Source organism: Pseudomonas sp. MCal1 (assembly GCF_026341415.1).
Taxonomy (GTDB): Bacteria; Pseudomonadota; Gammaproteobacteria; order Pseudomonadales; family Pseudomonadaceae; genus Aquipseudomonas.
In genome coordinates, this window is sequence record NZ_JAKUMP010000007.1 from 66,473 (window position 1) to 82,235 (window position 15,763).

12 protein-coding genes are annotated in these 15,763 nt (G+C 63.2%); 11 read left to right on the forward strand and 1 reads right to left on the reverse strand.

Annotated features, from left to right (window positions below; genetic code table 11):
* The first annotated feature begins 57 nt into the window (after positions 1–57).
* The 11 genes from MKZ87_RS13115 (at position 58) to pgaD (ending at position 14,148) form a co-directional block, all read left to right on the forward strand.
* Entirely contained in the window at positions 58–486 is a 429-nt protein-coding gene (locus tag MKZ87_RS13115) for a MarR family winged helix-turn-helix transcriptional regulator (protein WP_085697945.1), read from the forward strand.
* The gene (locus MKZ87_RS13120; protein WP_266201061.1) at positions 483–2,546 is read left to right on the forward strand and encodes an FUSC family protein; all 2,064 of its coding nucleotides are present in this window, start codon (positions 483–485) and stop codon (positions 2,544–2,546) included. The genes MKZ87_RS13115 and MKZ87_RS13120 overlap by 4 nt, the downstream gene beginning before the upstream one ends.
* Positions 2,543–2,752: a DUF1656 domain-containing protein gene (locus MKZ87_RS13125; RefSeq protein ID WP_007957657.1), complete on the forward strand. Its 210-nt coding sequence runs from the start codon at positions 2,543–2,545 to the stop codon at positions 2,750–2,752. The genes MKZ87_RS13120 and MKZ87_RS13125 overlap by 4 nt, the downstream gene beginning before the upstream one ends.
* Positions 2,749–3,636, forward strand: a complete 888-nt coding sequence (locus tag MKZ87_RS13130; RefSeq protein ID WP_085702796.1) for an HlyD family secretion protein — start codon at positions 2,749–2,751, stop codon at positions 3,634–3,636. The genes MKZ87_RS13125 and MKZ87_RS13130 overlap by 4 nt, the downstream gene beginning before the upstream one ends.
* A complete protein-coding gene (locus MKZ87_RS13135) occupies positions 3,633–5,075 on the forward strand; it encodes an efflux transporter outer membrane subunit (RefSeq protein ID WP_085702795.1) in 1,443 nt (480 codons plus the stop codon). Before MKZ87_RS13130 ends, MKZ87_RS13135 begins: the two co-directional genes overlap by 4 nt.
* Positions 5,076–5,168: 93 nt before the next feature.
* Positions 5,169–5,804 carry a hypothetical protein gene (locus MKZ87_RS13140; protein ID WP_007957651.1) on the forward strand — a complete coding sequence of 212 codons (636 nt, stop codon included), beginning with the start codon at positions 5,169–5,171 and terminating at the stop codon, positions 5,802–5,804.
* A gap of 199 nt (positions 5,805–6,003) precedes the next feature.
* A complete protein-coding gene (locus tag MKZ87_RS13145) occupies positions 6,004–7,509 on the forward strand; it encodes a YdgA family protein (protein WP_085702794.1) in 1,506 nt (501 codons plus the stop codon).
* Between the two features lie 261 nt (positions 7,510–7,770).
* Positions 7,771–10,251 (forward strand): poly-beta-1,6 N-acetyl-D-glucosamine export porin PgaA, encoded by a 2,481-nt coding sequence (pgaA, locus tag MKZ87_RS13150; RefSeq protein WP_085702793.1) that lies wholly within the window; start codon positions 7,771–7,773, stop codon positions 10,249–10,251.
* Between the two features lie 12 nt (positions 10,252–10,263).
* Positions 10,264–12,261, forward strand: coding sequence for a poly-beta-1,6-N-acetyl-D-glucosamine N-deacetylase PgaB (pgaB, locus tag MKZ87_RS13155; protein ID WP_085702792.1), 1,998 nt, complete (start codon positions 10,264–10,266; stop codon positions 12,259–12,261).
* A gap of 1 nt (position 12,262) precedes the next feature.
* The gene (gene pgaC, locus MKZ87_RS13160) at positions 12,263–13,618 is read left to right on the forward strand and encodes a poly-beta-1,6-N-acetyl-D-glucosamine synthase (RefSeq protein ID WP_085697952.1); all 1,356 of its coding nucleotides are present in this window, start codon (positions 12,263–12,265) and stop codon (positions 13,616–13,618) included.
* On the forward strand, positions 13,615–14,148 hold the full coding sequence (pgaD, locus tag MKZ87_RS13165; RefSeq protein WP_085697953.1) for a poly-beta-1,6-N-acetyl-D-glucosamine biosynthesis protein PgaD: 534 nt from the start codon (positions 13,615–13,617) through the stop codon (positions 14,146–14,148). Before pgaC ends, pgaD begins: the two co-directional genes overlap by 4 nt.
* On the opposite strand, the gene MKZ87_RS13170 is transcribed toward pgaD, so the two are convergent.
* A complete protein-coding gene (locus tag MKZ87_RS13170) occupies positions 14,141–15,670 on the reverse strand; it encodes an FAD-dependent oxidoreductase (RefSeq protein WP_266201063.1) in 1,530 nt (509 codons plus the stop codon). The two genes, pgaD and MKZ87_RS13170, sit on opposite strands and share 8 nt — an antisense overlap.
* Positions 15,671–15,763: the final 93 nt, after the last annotated feature.

Here is a 15,763-nt window from a genome sequence, read left to right on the forward strand (position 1 = left end):
TTAGCAAACTAACAGTGTGTGCATTCCCTCGTGCCGAATAACCTCGACGCTCTTCAGATGAACATCAGCAGTGCCATGGTGGTGGCCGCCAGGCATTGGCGGAAGATCTGCCAGACCACGCTGGTCAATTATGGAATTTCCGAAGCCTGCGCCGTCCCGTTGTTGATGATCGGGCGCTTGGGCGAGGGGGTGCGCCAGGTGCAGGTGGCGCAGGCGGCGGGGATGGAGTCGCCGTCGCTGGTGCGCCTGCTCGATCAGTTGTGTCACGCCGGTTTTGTCTGCCGCACCGAAGATGCCCATGACCGTCGCGCCAAATGCCTGAGCCTGACCGACGCCGGCCGTGAGCTGGTGCAAGCGGTGGAGGCGCAACTGGTGCGGCTGCGTCATGAAGTGCTCGAAGGCATCGACCAGCGCGATCTGGAAGCTACGCTTCGGGTACTGAGAGCTTTTGAGGCGGCCACTCCGCCAACGGTGATCAATCCGTGAACGGGTTCTTTTCCGGCATGCCCCCCGCGCGGGACTGGTTCTACGGGATCCGCACGTTCGCGGCCTCGATGACCGCGCTGTACATCGCCTTGCTCATGCAGATGCCGCGTCCCTATTGGGCGATGGCCACGGTGTACATCGTTTCCAGCCCGTTCCTCGGCCCGACCAGTTCCAAGGCGCTGTATCGCGCAATCGGCACGTTTCTCGGTGCGGCGGCAGCAGTGCTGTTCGTGCCGATGTTCGTCCAGAGCCCGTATGTGCTGGTGGTGGTCATTGCCTTGTGGACGGGGATTTTGTTGTTCCTGTCCCTGCACCTGCGCACCGCCAACAACTACGCGCTGATGCTCGCCGGCTACACCTTGCCGCTGATCGCCCTGCCGGTGGTCGACAACCCGCTGGCGGTGTGGGACGTGGCCGAGTCGCGGACTGAAGAAATCTTTCTCGGCATCGCCGTGGCGGCGGTGGTCGGCGCGATGTTCTGGCCACGGCGCCTGGCACCGGTGTTCAACGATGCCGTGGGCAAATGGTTCGCCGACGCCACAACCTACAGCCTCAAATTCCTCAGCCGCGATGTGCAGCCCGAAGAAGTTGCCGCCCTGCGCATGGCCATGGTCGGCAGTTTCAACAGCCTGGAATTGATGATCGGCCAGTTGCCGCACGAAGGTGCGCGGCCGCAAACCGTACGCAACACCAAGGAGTTGCGCGGGCGGATGATCCACCTGCTGCCGGTGATCGATGCCCTCGAAGATTCGCTGTACGCCCTCGAACGGCGCACGCCGGAACTGGTGCAGAAATTCACGCCGCTGCTCACCGCGACCCGCGAATGGCTCGGCCACAAAGACGCCAGCCTGGAGCGCTGGCAAGCCCTGCGAAATCAGCTCGAAGCGCTGCAGCCGAGTGCCGAAGCCCTGGAGGATCGCAAGCAATTGCTGTTTTCCAATGCGTTGTATCGCCTCGGCGAATTCATCGATCTGTGGCAGGACTGCCGCAGCCTGCAGGACGCGATCTTGTGTGAGCGCCAGGACAGTTGGCGCGCAGTTTATCGTCACTGGCGCCTTGGTCGCCTGACGCCATTTCTCGACCGTGGGCTGATGCTTTATTCGGTGGCCTCGACCATTCTGGCGATCATCGTTGCCTCGGTGTTGTGGATCCTGCTGGGCTGGACCGACGGCGGCAGCGCGGTGATTCTGGCGGCGGTGTCGTGCAGCTTCTTCGCCTCAATGGACGACCCGGCGCCACAGATTTACCGGTTCTTTTTCTGGACCGGAATGTCGGTGCTGTTTGCCAGCCTTTACCTGTTTCTGGTGTTGCCGAACCTGCATGACTTTCCGATGCTGGTGCTGGCGTTCGCGGTGCCGTTCATCTGTGTCGGTACCCTGACGGTGCAGCCGCGTTTCTACCTCGGCATGCTGCTGACGCTGGTCAATACCTCGTCGTTCATCAGCATTTCCGGTGCGTACGATGCGGACTTCTTTGCCTTCGTCAATTCCAACCTCGCGGGCCCGATGGGGCTGCTGTTCGCGTTCATCTGGACGCTGATCGCCCGGCCGTTTGGCGCCGAACTGGCGGCCAAGCGCCTGACCCGTTTCAGCTGGAAAGACATCGTCAGCATGACCGAGCCGGCCAACCTCGCCGAACACCGGCAACTGGGCGTGCAGTTGCTCGACCGCCTGATGCAGCACCTGCCGCGTCTGGCGCTGACCGGCCAGGACACCGGCATCGCCATGCGCGAAGTGCGCGTCGGGCTGAACCTGCTCGACCTGCTTGCCTATACGCCGCGAGTGACGGGCGCGCCGAACGCGTTGCTCAAGCAAGTGGTGGCCGAGGTTGGCGAGTATTTCCGGGCCTGTCTCAAGGCCGGCGAACGCCTGCCGGCGCCGAGTGCCTTATTGATGACCATGGATCGCACCCGCCGCGCGCTCAACGGTCAAGGTGATGAAGAAACCCGACTGAACCTGTTGCACGCCTTGAGCGGTTTGCGCCTGGCGCTGTTGCCCGGCGTGGAATTCGTCTCCAACGCAGAGCCCGAAGAACCGCTGCCCGAAGGAGCGCCCCTATGATCGGTGATCTGGACATCAGCGGCATTTTCCTGCCGACCCTGCTGGTGTTGATGGGTATCACTTATGTGCTGTTTGTTTTGGTACACGGCGTGCTCACACGCCTGCATTTCTACCGTCTGGTCTGGCACCGGGCATTGTTCAACGTGGCTCTCTACGCCGTGATGCTGTACGGCGTGGATTCACTCAGTCGATACCTGATGACATGAAAAAACCGTTTCTGACCCTCGGTCGCGTCGTCCTGACGCTGCTGATCGTGACTTTCGCCGTCGTCGTGGTCTGGCGCATGGTGATGTATTACATGTTTGCGCCCTGGACCCGCGACGGCCACATTCGCGCCGACATCGTGCAGATCGCCCCGGACGTGTCCGGGCTGATCCAGCAGGTCGAAGTGAAGGACAACCAGTTGGTGAAACGCGGCCAGGTGCTGTTCAGCATCGACCAGGACCGTTTCAAACTGGCGTTGCGTCAGGCCAGGGCAGCGGTCGCTGATCGCGAAGAAACCCTGGCTCAGGCACAACGGGAAGCCAAACGTAATCGCGGTCTGGGCAATCTGGTGCCGGCCGAACAGCTGGAAGAAAGCCAGTCGAAAGTGGCCCGCGCGCAATCGGCCCTGGCCGAAGCGCTGGTGGCGGTGGACAGCGCTCAGCTCAATCTCGACCGCTCGGTGATCCGCAGTCCGGTGGACGGCTACGTCAACGACCGTGCGCCGCGCTCGCAGGAGTTCGTCACCGCCGGGCGTCCGGTGTTGTCGGTGGTCGACAGCAATTCGTTCCACATCGACGGCTATTTCGAAGAAACCAAACTCGACGGCATCCACATCGGCCAGTCGGTGGATATCCGCGTGATCGGTGACCGCGCCCGCTTGCGCGGGCATGTCGAAAGCATCGTTGCCGGTATCGAAGACCGCGACCGTTCGAGCGGCAGCAACTTGCTGCCCAACGTCAATCCGGCGTTCAGCTGGGTGCGACTGGCGCAACGGATACCGGTGCGCATTGCTTTCGACGACGTGCCGGATGACTTCCGCATGATCGCCGGACGTACTGCCACCGTGTCGATCATCGACGATCAACCGCAGGAGCCCGCGAAATGACCAGGGCTCTGATGATCGCCGGTTTGGGCATGATGCTGTCGGCCTGCTCGATGGTCGGGCCGGACTATCACGTGCCCGAAGACGCGGCGATCCAGCGCAAGGATTTCCAGGGCGATCTGGCGGTGGCCGGCAAACCGGTGGTGTCGGCCCCGGTGCCGGCGGACTGGTGGCGCCTGTATCAGGATCCGCGCCTGGATCAACTGGTGCAGCAGGCCATGGCGTCCAACACCGATCTGCGGGTGGCGGCGGCGAATCTGTCGCGGGCCCGTGCGCAGGTCGATGAAGCCGAGGCGGCCGGTGGCTGGAGCGGCGGCGTGAAGATGGGCGCGCAACGCTTGCAGGAATCCGGCGAGGCGTTCCTGCTGCCGGAGAAAGTGCCGGTGGCCAACATCGGCGATATCGGCATCAGCGCGTCCTACCAGTTCGACCTGTGGGGCACGTTGCAACGCGGGATCGAAGCGGCAAAGGCCAACGCCGACGCGACCCAGGCCGCTGCCGACACCGCACGCATCACCCTGGTCGCCGACGTGGTGCGGGCCTACACCCAGGTCTGCGCGGCGAACGAAGAACGGGAAATCGCCCAGCATTCCCTCGACCTGCAATCCCAGAGCACCACCCTGATTCAGCGTCTGCGCGACGCCGGGCGCGGTGACGAGACCCAGGTCACCCGCTCGCAGACCCAATTCAAATCCTTGCGCGCCGACATGCCGCGTTATGAGGCGGCGCGTCAGGCCGGATTGTTCCGTCTGTCGATGCTGCTGGCCAAACCTGTCGATCAACTACCGGCCGGCACCGCAACCTGCGCCGAACTGCCTAAAATCGCTCAACTGGTGCCGGTCGGCGATGGCGCGGCGCTGCTCAAGCGCCGGCCGGACATCCGTCAGGCCGAGCGACGTCTGGCAGCCGCAACGGCCGGGATCGGTATCGCCACCGGCGAGTTGTACCCGGACATCAGTTTCGGCGCGACGATCGGCACCGTCGGCATTCTGGACAACCTTGGCAAACCCTCCACCAACCGCTGGGGCTTCGGCCCGTCGTTGAGCTGGAAGGTGCCGACCAACGGCGCCCGGGCCCGGATCCGCGAAGCCGAAGCCACGACCCAGGGCGCGCTGGCACATTTCGACGGCGTGGTGCTCAACGCCATCCGCGAAACCCAGACCGGCCTGTCCCAGTACTCCGCATTGCTGCAGCGTCGCGATGCGCTGGCCGATGCCGAGCAGTCGGCGAAACTGGCGGCCGACCAGACGCACCGCTTCTTCCAGGCCGGCCGCGAGTCGTTCCTCGCCGACCTGCAAGCCACTCGCACCTACACCGACGTCACTGCGCAATTGGCCGCCGCCAACACTCAGGTTGCCATGAGCCAGATCGATTTGTTCCTCGCCCTGGGCGGCGGTTGGGAAAGCGGACGAACGCAAGCCTCGAGCGCCAGCAAACCCTGAGGCCGTTGCTATGCTTTGAAGTATTGAAAGGGCGCCCCGAACCAGGCGCCTTTTCAGTGCACATCGCTAGCGCAGGTCTAGGGGAAACCAATAATGAAAAACCCTTACGCTCTCGGCTTCTGGTGCGCCCTGGTAGCCCTGGTGCTGCTCTCGGCCACCTATTTCTACGGCATCATGCTGGCCCACCAGATCGACAAGGCAATGGTCTTCCTCGACAGCACCGTGGCGCTGATCGCGGTCATGGCGATCGTGGTCGTGGCGTCGGCCCTGGTGCAGAGCCAGCGCCTCAAGAAACGCCAGCTTGAGCAAAGCAAGACGCTGCTGCTGATCTGGGACACCAAAGTCGCGCTGCGCAAAGTCGAAACCGTGTTCGACCGCTACTTCTGGGGCAGTTACTGGCAACCGGGGCGCACCTTCGCCGAAGTCATGGGCGAACTCACCGGCACGCCGCTGGAAAAAAGCCTCGAAGCCCTGAAAAAACAATGCCTGGCCCTCGACCGGCAAGTCGCTGACGACGGCTGGCACTGGCTCAACAATGCCCGCGAACTGTCGGACGTCGCCACCGCCATGGCCCGCGAGCGTTATCAACTGGACTTCTGCGACCCGCGCAGCGACGGGCCGGGCGGGGCGGTGATCGACCGGGATTTCGAAGTGCTGGTGTACACCTGGACCGCACGGCTGAAAAGCTTCGACCATCAGCTTGATGAGATCGAGGTGCAATATTCCTGACCCCTGAAAGATCGCCGAACCCGGCGATCTTTTTGTTTGTCCATGACTTGTCGACACTCTTTAACCTTTAATCGTTGGGCCGCGTCGCACTGCCAGTGCTAATCTCCACCGCTAAATTCAGCGGAGTCGCGCCACGGCCCGGTCACGGGTTCAGGGAAGACGACCACACTTTCAGCCACGGAAATCGATCAGGTCATTCATGAATAAATCAGCAGGCGTGCTTCTCGGAATTGTTGTGGCCATCGGCGCCATCAGCGTAGGCGGGGCCTGGTACACCGGCACCAAAATCGAAGGCGTCCTGAACAACGCCGTCGCCAACGCCAACAGCGAGTTGCAGACCGCCATGGCCGGTTCCAACGGCAGTGCGTCGCTGGAACTGGTATCGCTTGAGCGCAACACCTTCAGCAGCACCGCGCACTACCGCCTCAAGGGCGAGGGTGAAATGTTCGGCGAGGCGCCGGTCGAGCTGCTGTTCGTCGACCACATCGAACACGGCCCGCTGCCGTTCTCGCGGCTGGTGTCGCTGAAATGGCTGCCGGTCATGGCCACCAGTCACTACGAACTGGAGAAGACCCCGACCACCGAAAAATGGTTTGCCGCCACCAAGGGCGCCGCGCCGCTCAAGGGTGTGGTCAACATCGGTTACGACCAGTCCACCACCGGCAACCTTGAACTGCTGCCGCTGGAAACCGCGCTGGATGACAAGTCGAGCCTGAAATTTTCCGGCCTGAACATGGACATCTCCGCCAGCGCCCAGGCGCAGAAGGTCAAGGCCAACGGCTACATGGACAGCCTGCACCTGACCACGGTCGCCGAAGATCAGGCGCCGGTGCAGATCGAACTCAATGGCCTGACCCTGGCCAGCAACCTCGCCAAGAGCACTTACGGCTACTACACCGGCGAGAACACCCTGGAGCTGACCAGCAGCAAGACCACCTTCGGTGCCAAACAGTCGGTGCTGGGCGTGAAGAACTTCGAGATGAAGAACCGCACCGAAGAGAACGGCAGCAACGCCTCCGGCCGTGCCGACTATAAGGTCGCTGAAGTGACCCTCAACGACAAGAAGATCGGTTCGGCCAACCTGGCGATGAGCCTGAAGAACCTCGACATTCCGTCGGCCATGTCGCTGATGCAGATCTACCAGACCAAACTGCAGCCCTACGAGAAAGCCGCTGCCGAAGCCACCGCCGCCGGCCTGCCGGCGCCGGAGCTGGACCTCACCGAGGCCGAGTCCGCCCAGGTCAAGGCTGACCTGCAGAAACTGCTGGCAGCCGGGCCGCAACTGGCGCTGGAAGACCTGTCGCTGAAAACCGCCAACGGCGAAAGCCGCGCGAGTCTGGTGCTCGACCTGGCCAAGCCACAGTCGATGGATTTGCCGCCGGATCAGTTGGGCAAACAGCTGATCGCGCTGCTTGACGTCAATGTGCTGGTGTCCAAGCCGATGCTGGTCGATCTGCTCAGCGTGCAGGCGCAAATCGACGGTCAGACCGATGCCAAAGCCATTGTTGACCAGGCCAGCGCTGGCGCCGACATGTTCGCCGGCATGGCCGTGGGTTCGCAGTTGGCAACCCTGGACGGCACCAACGTTGTCACCAAACTGCATTACGCCGCCAATCAGGTGGAATTCAACGGCCAGAAGATGACTGTCGAGCAGTTTGTCGGCTTCTTGATGAGCAAGTTCGGCAGTATCGAGCAGCCTCAGTAAACGACGCCCCGCGCTAAAACGAAACGCCCGGCCTCTGCACCCGCAGACGCCGGGCGTTTTGCTGTCTGGCGTCCGGGTTTGCGGCCTTTCGGGAAATTCATCGTCACGAATCTGAATAATTATTGTGTTCTGAATCTTGGTCTACGCTTGCGTGCAAGACTGCCTGGATAAGCTTGGCTGAGCGTTTTTTGCTTGGCCTCCGTCACGAAATGGGCAAGGGGGAGCACTGCTACCCGGCTGGCCATGTAAGGATGCTGACGAATGCCGCGTATTGATGTTCCCGTATTACATCGTGGTTTACGCCCTTTGTTTCGAGTCGCGCTGTGCAGCCAGTTGCTCTGGCCGGCGCTCGCGTTCGCCGATACGGCCTACGATCAAATGGTGCTCGACGCCCGGGCCGGGCATTACACGCCCGCGCTGACCGTTTTGCGGCAGGTGCCGCCGGCCCAGGCCACCACCGGCCAGGTCAGCGATCACCTGCAAATCGCTGGCTGGGCCGGGCTCGACGCTGAAGTGGTGCAGGTCTACGAGACCCAGGGCCTTGGCCGGGCATTGCCGGTTCAGGCGCTGACCGCCACCGCCCGGGCCTATCGCAACCTCAAGCGTTGGGATCAGGCGATCCAGGTCTACAACAAGGCCCTGATGCTGGAGCCGGACAACGCCGACCTGCAACTCGGCCTGGCGCTGACCCAGGCCGACTCCAGCAAACCTGATGAAGGGGTGATCCGCGCCCGCTCGCTGGTCGCCGCCAAACCCGATGATCCTTCCCGCCGACTGGCGCTGGGCTACGCCCTGAATCGCGCCGGCAAGCCCTACGACGCGCTGTTCGAATACGACCAGGCCTTTGTCCGCGCCGGCAACAAACCGGAGGTCGCCCGCGAATACGTGGTCGCCCTGCAAAAGGCCCGTCTACCGGAGCCGGCGCTGCGTCTGGCGAAGCAGCGTCCGGGGTTGATCGATCCCGTCACCTTGCGCCGTCTGGAAGGCGATCTGGCCGCCGAGCGCGTGCGCCTTGCCGAGCTGGCCACCCGCAGCGAAAAAGAACGCTACGTGATCGCCGACCGCGCCCTGGCCGACTACGACCAGTTGCTCGCCACCTGGACCCCGGACGCCAGCGCCCACGACGACGTGACCCGCTGGCGCATCGACCGCATGGGCGCGCTCAAGGCCCGGGCGCGCACCGCCGAAGTCATCAGCGAATACCAGAAGCTGCAAGCCGAAGGCGTGAAGATTCCGACCTACGCCCTGCGCTGGGTGGCGGCGTCCTATCTGGATCAGCGCCAGCCGGAAATCGCCACCGATCTTTACCGGCAGGTGCTGGCGGCGCCGGACGCCGATGTCGGCGACCGACTCGAAGACACCACGGCGCTGTATTACTCGCTGCTGGAAAGCGACCGCGCCGAAGAGGCACGCAAGGTCGCCGAAGATCAGGCCAGGACACAGAAACCGCGCATCGAACTCAAGGGCCTGCCGATCGGCAACCCCAACGACGAATGGATGGACGCCCAGCAACTGGCGGCGCAGGCCGGCACCTACGGCTCCGACCTGCCTCACGGCGAAGAGCGCTTGCAAACCCTGGTGGATCAGGCGCCGGGCAACATCGGCCTGCGCCTGGCCCAGGCCGATCTGTACCTGGCCCGCAACTGGCCGCGCCGTGCGGAAAACCAGCTCAAGGAAACCGAGAGCATCGCGCCGCGCGACATGGGTCTTGAAGTCGCGCAGGCCCGCACCGCCATGGACCTGCAGGAATGGCGGCAAATGGACGCGCTGACCGACGACGTGGTGGCGCGCTTCCCCGACAACCGTCAGGTCCAGCGTCTGGCCCGCGAGCGTGAAGTGCATGACATGTCCGAACTGCGCGTCGAAGCTTACGGCGGCAAGGCCAATGGTGGCAGCGGTGGCAATGCCGGCGCGGTCAGCGGCAGCCGCGACTTCGGTATTCAGACCACCCTTTACAGCCCGCCGATCGATGAAGACTGGCGGGTGTTCGCCGGGGCCGGATACGCCACAGGCGATTTCACCGAAGGGACCGGCCACCACCGCTTCCAGCGTGTCGGCCTGGAGCGTCGCACCCGCGACATGACCCTCGAAGCCGAAGTGTCGAATCATTCCTATGGGTTTGGTGACAAGCAGGGCGCGCGCCTGGCGATTGCCCGCGACATCGACGATCACTGGCAATACGGCGGCAGCCTCGAATATCTGTCGGCCGAGACCCCGCTGCGGGCATTGAACAGCGACATCAAGGCCAACGGCGGCAGCGGTTTCATTCGCTGGCGCGCCAACGAGAGTCGCGAATGGCGGCTGGCGGTCAGCCCGTCGCACTTCAGCGACGGCAACAACCGTGTCGAAGCCTTGCTGACCGGAAAAGAGGGCGTCTACAGCGCGCCGAACCTGCAAGTCGATGCGGGCCTGGAAGTGAGCACCAGCCACAACTCCAAGTCCGATGACGTGCCGTACTTCAACCCGAAGTCGGACTTCAGCGTCATGCCGCTGCTGAACGTCAATCACGTGCTGTACCACCGTTACGAAACCGTCTGGAGCCAGCAGTTCCAGGCCGGTGCGGGTACTTACAGCCAGCGTGATCACGGCACCGGCGGCATGGCATTGCTCGGTTACGGCCAGCGCTACGCCTGGAACGACGTGTTCGAGGTGGGCGGTTTGTTCAGTGTGATCAACCGGCCCTACGACGGTGACCGGGAAACCGATCTGCGTCTGCTCGTCGACCTCACTTTCCGCTTCTAGAAGAGTTTGAAGATGCCTTTGATTTCGCGTTTCATCCTTCTGCTGGGAGTGCTGCTGGTCAGCGCCTGCGCCCAGCAAGCCCCGGCCTTCGTGCCGCCGTCCGAGCGACCGGTGGCAGCCAGTGAAAAGCCTTGGCCGAAAAACCACGTGCTGGGCATTGCCTACCACGACGTCGAAGATCGTGACCCCGATCAGGCGGTGGTGGCGGTGCGCACCGAGCGCCTGCTCGAACAGCTCGCCTGGCTGCGGGAGAACAACTACAAACCGGTGACGGTCGATCAGATCATGGCCGCACGCAAGGGCGGGCCGGAACTGCCGCCCAAGGCGATCCTGCTCAGCTTCGACGACGGTTACTCAAGCTTCTACACCCGCGTGTTGCCGGTGTTGCGCGCCTATAACTGGCATGCGCTGCTGGCGCCGGTCGGCACCTGGATCGATACGCCGCTGAACCAACCGGTGGACTTCGCCGGCACGCCGCGTGCGCGCTCGGACTTCCTGACCTGGGCTCAGGTGCGGGAAATCTCCCAATCGGGGCTGGTGGAAATCGCTGCCCACACCGACGCCAGCCACAAAGGCATCCTCGCCAACCCGCAGGGCAACATGCAGCCGGCGGCCGCAACCCGACGCTACGATCCGGTGAGCAAACGCTATGAATCCGAAGCGGACTTCCAGGCGCGCATGCGTACCGATGTGGCGGCCATCTCGGAAAAAATCCGCAAGGTCACCGGTAAGAAACCAAGGGTCTGGGTCTGGCCCTACGGTACAGCGGACGGCACTTCGCTGACGGTGGTCAGTGAGCAGGGCTACGAAATGGCCCTGACTCTCGATGACGGTCTCGATGCTCTCGACAACCTGATGAGCGGTCCGCGCTTTCTGGTCGCCTCCGATCCTGACGGCGAGCATTTCGCCAACAGCATCGTCGCGGTGCAATCGGACTTCACCATGCGCGTGGTGCATGTGGATCTGGACAACGTCTACGACCCGGATCCGGCGCAGCAGGAAATCAACCTTGGCAAACTGATCCAGCGCATGGCGGACATGGGCGCCAACACCGTGTTCCTGCAAGCCTTCGCCGATCCGAAGGGCGACGGCCTGGTGCATTCGCTGTACTTCCCCAACCGTCATCTGCCGATGCGTGCCGACCTGTTCGATCGTGTCGCCTGGCAATTGCGCACCCGGGCTCATGTGAAGGTCTTTGCGTGGATGCCGGTGCTGAGTTTCGAACTGGATTCGAGGCTGCCACGGGTGACGCGCTGGGATCCGAAGACCGGCACGACGGCTGTCGACCCGGATCAATATAAACGCCTGTCGCCGTTCGATCCCGAGGTGCGGCGGATCATCGGCGAGATCTACGAAGACGTGGCACGCCTGACTTCGGTCGACGGCATTCTCTACCACGACGACGCGGTGCTCTCGGACTTCGAAGACGCCGGCCCTCAGGCGCTGAAGGCCTATGCCGCCAACGGCTTGCCGGGCTCGATCGCCGCCCTGCGTGACGATCCGGCGGCGATGCAGCGCTGGACGCGGTTCAAGAGCCGCTACCTGATCGACTTCACCAATGAGCTGACCGCCAGGGTGCGCGCGATTCGTGGCCCGCAAGTGCTCACCGCACGCAACATCTTCGCCGAGCCGATTCTCAACCCCGAGAGCGAAGCGTGGTTCGCGCAGAACCTCGACGACTTCCTTGTGAGTTACGACTGGACGGCGCCGATGGCCATGCCGCTCATGGAAAAACAGACCCATGCGCAATCCGGCCCGTGGCTCGAACAGCTGGTGGCGAAGATCAAACAGCGCCCCGGGGCGCTGGATCGCACGGTATTCGAACTGCAGGCCCGGGACTGGACGAAAAAGGAACAGGCCGACATCGACGGTGCACGACTGGCCGACTGGATGGGCCGCCTCAAGCGTCAGGGCGCCACAAGTTTCGGCTACTACCCGGACAACTTCCTCGAGAACCTGCCGGACCTGAAAACCGTGCGGCCTGCGCTCTCCAACAAATGGAACCCATGACATGCTGGATAGACTGCTGGCCCTGCTTGTTCTGGCGATCGTCCTCGGCGTTCCGCTGGGGCTGATCTTCCTGGTCACCGGGCAATTCCTGATGGACTTCGTGTTCTTCTACCCGCTGTTCATGTCCGGGTTGTGGATTTCCGGTGGCTTGTATTTCTGGCTGCACTGGGAGCGGCACTGGCCGTGGAAGGACGACACGCTGCCGCCACCGCTGGCAGGCGAACCGCTGATTTCGATCCTGATCCCTTGCTACAACGAGGGCGACAACGCCGCCGATACCATCCACGCGGCGCTGGCGCAGCATTACCCGAACATCGAAGTCATCGCGATCAACGATGGCTCCAAGGACAACACCGCACAAGTGCTGGATGCGCTGGCCAAGGAAGACCCTCGGCTGCGGGTGCTGCACCTGGCGGAAAACCAGGGCAAGGCCGTGGCTCTGCGCATGGGCGCCATTGCTGCGCGCAGTGAATATCTGGTGTGCATCGACGGTGACGCGCTGCTGGCGCCGAACACCGCGGCTTATCTCGTCGCGCCGATGCTCGACAACGCGCGGCTGGGCGCGGTGACCGGCAACCCACGAATCCGCACGCGTTCGACGCTGGTCGGGCGGGTTCAGGTCGGCGAGTTCTCGTCGATCATCGGGCTGATCAAGCGCACCCAGCGGGTGTTCGGGCGGATTTTCACCGTGTCGGGTGTGATCGTCGCGTTCCGCCGTACCGCGCTGAACCGGGTCGGCTACTGGAGCCCGGACATGATCACCGAAGACATCGACATCAGCTGGAAGCTGCAACTGGACCACTGGAGCATCTTCTACGAGCCCCGTGCCCTGTGCTGGATCCTGATGCCGGAAACCCTGCGCGGTCTGTGGAAACAGCGTCTGCGCTGGGCCCAGGGCGGCGCCGAAGTGCTGTTCAAGAACATTCGCGGGATCTGGCAGTACCGTCACCGTTACCTTTGGCCGCTGCTGTTCGAATACTGCCTGTCCACCGGTTGGGCGTTCACCTTCCTGTTGTCGGTGATCTTCTGGGCCGTCGGCAAGTTCGTGGTCATGCCCGAGGCGATTGCGGTGCATCACCTGATGCCTCCGGCGTTTACCGGTTTGCTGCTGGCGTTTGTCTGCCTGGTGCAGTTCGCGGTCAGCATCATCATTGACCGTCGCTACGAGCCGGGCCTGGGCAAGACGATGTTCTGGGTGGTGTGGTACCCGATCGCGTTCTGGTTCGTCAGCCTGCTGACCACGCTGGTCAGTTTCCCCAAGGTATTGTTCGGTCAACACCAGAAGCGTGCGCGCTGGGTCAGTCCCGACCGGGGTATCAAACCGATCGGGGACGATGAAGAGGAGGTTATCAAATGAAAATCATCCGGACCCGCCAACGGCCGTTTCTGGTGGTGGTCGATGCGTTCTTCACGGTGCTGGCCTGGGTCGGCCTGCTGTATTTGCTGGTGCGCGGCCTGTGGCCGTTGATCGAGACCCACGAAGGCGGGCCGCGCATCGACCATTCGGCGTTCGAAGCCCTCGGCACTTTGCAGATTTACCTGTGGGTGGCGTTGGTCAACGCGGTGATCCTGATCGGCTGGGCGCGTTATCAACAACGCAAGAGCCGAAGCTTCGCCCAGCGTCGCCTGCCGCCCCCGGTGGTCGACGATGAGGCGCTGAGCCGCAGCTTCAAACTGTGCGACGACCGCTTTCAGAAACTCCGCGGGCCGGGCGTCATGACCATCCACAACGATCAGGACGGCGACGTCAGCCATGTCGTGCCGCATTTGTGGCCGGTACACCCTGAAGAATTGCCGCCGCCGCTGGCGCCACTGGAGCACCCTCGGGTGATCTTTCTGCACGCCGAGGACGATGACAACCGCGAGCCGTTGAACCGGATCACCTGACGGCGCGAATCAGCCGCCAGGCCTCCTCCATCGACAGCGGTTGCTTCATGCGTTCGGCCAGCAGCGCCATCGACCTTTCCTCTTCGCAGGCCACCGCTGCCACCACGACACCCTTGCACCCGAACAGTCCGATAAACGGCGGCTGTTCGGGTTCGCCGATAAATTCGACCGCATCCCACGCCTCGGCGTGACCGAGATAGTCGTAGTTGCGGCCGAAATGCCAGGTCCAGAAATACGGCACGTCGAGGTAATGTTCATCGCCACCGAGAAGATTGGCGGCGGCGATCCGCGCGTGCTGCTGGGCCAGGCGCCAGTGCTCGATGCGTTGTGGCTGGCCGTTCAGCGGGAAGGTGGCGATATCGCCAATGGCCCACAGACCTTCGGTGACGCGCAGGCTGCCATCGACTAACAGCGATTGATCGTCCTCGCGCGGCAGGTCGCCGAATGCTTCGGTGGCCGGATGTACGCCGATTCCCGCTAACACCAGATCCGCCGACAGGCGCAGGCCATTGTCGAGCAACACTGCCTCGACCTTGCCGTCTCCGGTGATTTCCCTGGCTTCGTGATCGGTGATGAATTTCACGCCGTTTTCTTCATGCAGCGCACGGATCGCCTTGCCGACGGCTTCACCGAACTGCGCCGAGAAGGGAATCGCGTGCCGCGCGAGTACCGTCACCTCGAGCCCGTGCTGGCGCAGGGCCGAGGCGCATTCGAGTGCAATGAAGCTGTCACCGATGATGACGGCACGCTGGCCGGGTTGGGCGGCGTCCATGATGGATTGCGCCTGGGCTTTGGAGCGCAGGACAAACACCTGGGGCAGGTCGGCGCCGGGCAGTTTCAGCGCGTTGGGCGTTGCGCCGGTGGCCAGCACCGCCGCGCTGTAATTCATTGTGCGGCCATCGCTCAGGTGAAGGGTCCGGGTATTGGCATCGAGCCCGCTGACCTCGCCCGAAACCCGATTGATGTGTTGCTCGCGGTAAAAGTCGTCATCGCGCAGGGGCGGGGTTTCCGGCGCCGGCATTTCTCCGGACAGCACGAATTTGCTCAGCACCGTTCGGTCGTAGCCGGCGTCCGGCTCGCGGTCGATCAGCACGATCCGCCCGCCGAAGCCTTTCTCGCGCAGCGCGGCGGCGCAGGCCGTTCCGCCGGCACCGGCGCCGACAATGACAAAGGTGCGTGGATCGTCCTGCGGCGGAGTGTGCGGATCCGGCAACGGCTGGTCATCGACCCACACCTCGTCGCCGCGCAGTTCCAGCGGATAGCGCTTGAGGCTGTCCAGCGCCGGAGGTTCGCACAAGGCGCCGTCTTCGGCGCGAAAGGCTGCCTTGTGCCACGGGCAGATCAGTCGGCCGTGACACAACGCACCTTCCGCCAGCGGCGCGCCGGCATGCGGGCATTCCCCCTGAAAGGCGCGCAACTGGCCGGCGGCGCGCAGCAGGACGATCTTGCAGTCGCCGATCTGCACCTCCAGCCCACGGTCTTCAGGCACATCGGCGAATCGGGCGACACGGTGCAGGGTCATGGTCTTGCTCCTCACAGGCATTTCTCTTACGAGTTTGGGCCGCATTGCGAGGTTCAGCCATTTCCTACTGCCACGGCACGAACGGTACGGCTA

Excerpts from the sequence above, each read along its gene's own strand:
- pgaD (WP_085697953.1), top strand. The coding sequence starts at position 13,615 with ATGAAAATCATCCGGACCCGCCAACGGCCGTTTCTGGTGGTGGTCGAT.
- pgaB (WP_085702792.1), top strand. The coding sequence starts at position 10,264 with ATGCCTTTGATTTCGCGTTTCATCCTTCTGCTGGGAGTGCTGCTGGTC.
- MKZ87_RS13125 (WP_007957657.1), top strand. The coding sequence starts at position 2,543 with ATGATCGGTGATCTGGACATCAGCGGCATTTTCCTGCCGACCCTGCTG.
- MKZ87_RS13135 (WP_085702795.1), top strand. The coding sequence starts at position 3,633 with ATGACCAGGGCTCTGATGATCGCCGGTTTGGGCATGATGCTGTCGGCC.
- MKZ87_RS13130 (WP_085702796.1), top strand. The coding sequence starts at position 2,749 with ATGAAAAAACCGTTTCTGACCCTCGGTCGCGTCGTCCTGACGCTGCTG.
- pgaA (WP_085702793.1), top strand. The coding sequence starts at position 7,771 with ATGCCGCGTATTGATGTTCCCGTATTACATCGTGGTTTACGCCCTTTG.
- MKZ87_RS13170 (WP_266201063.1), bottom strand. The coding sequence starts at position 15,670 with ATGACCCTGCACCGTGTCGCCCGATTCGCCGATGTGCCTGAAGACCGT.
- MKZ87_RS13115 (WP_085697945.1), top strand. The coding sequence starts at position 58 with ATGAACATCAGCAGTGCCATGGTGGTGGCCGCCAGGCATTGGCGGAAG.
- MKZ87_RS13140 (WP_007957651.1), top strand. The coding sequence starts at position 5,169 with ATGAAAAACCCTTACGCTCTCGGCTTCTGGTGCGCCCTGGTAGCCCTG.
- pgaC (WP_085697952.1), top strand. The coding sequence starts at position 12,263 with ATGCTGGATAGACTGCTGGCCCTGCTTGTTCTGGCGATCGTCCTCGGC.
- MKZ87_RS13145 (WP_085702794.1), top strand. The coding sequence starts at position 6,004 with ATGAATAAATCAGCAGGCGTGCTTCTCGGAATTGTTGTGGCCATCGGC.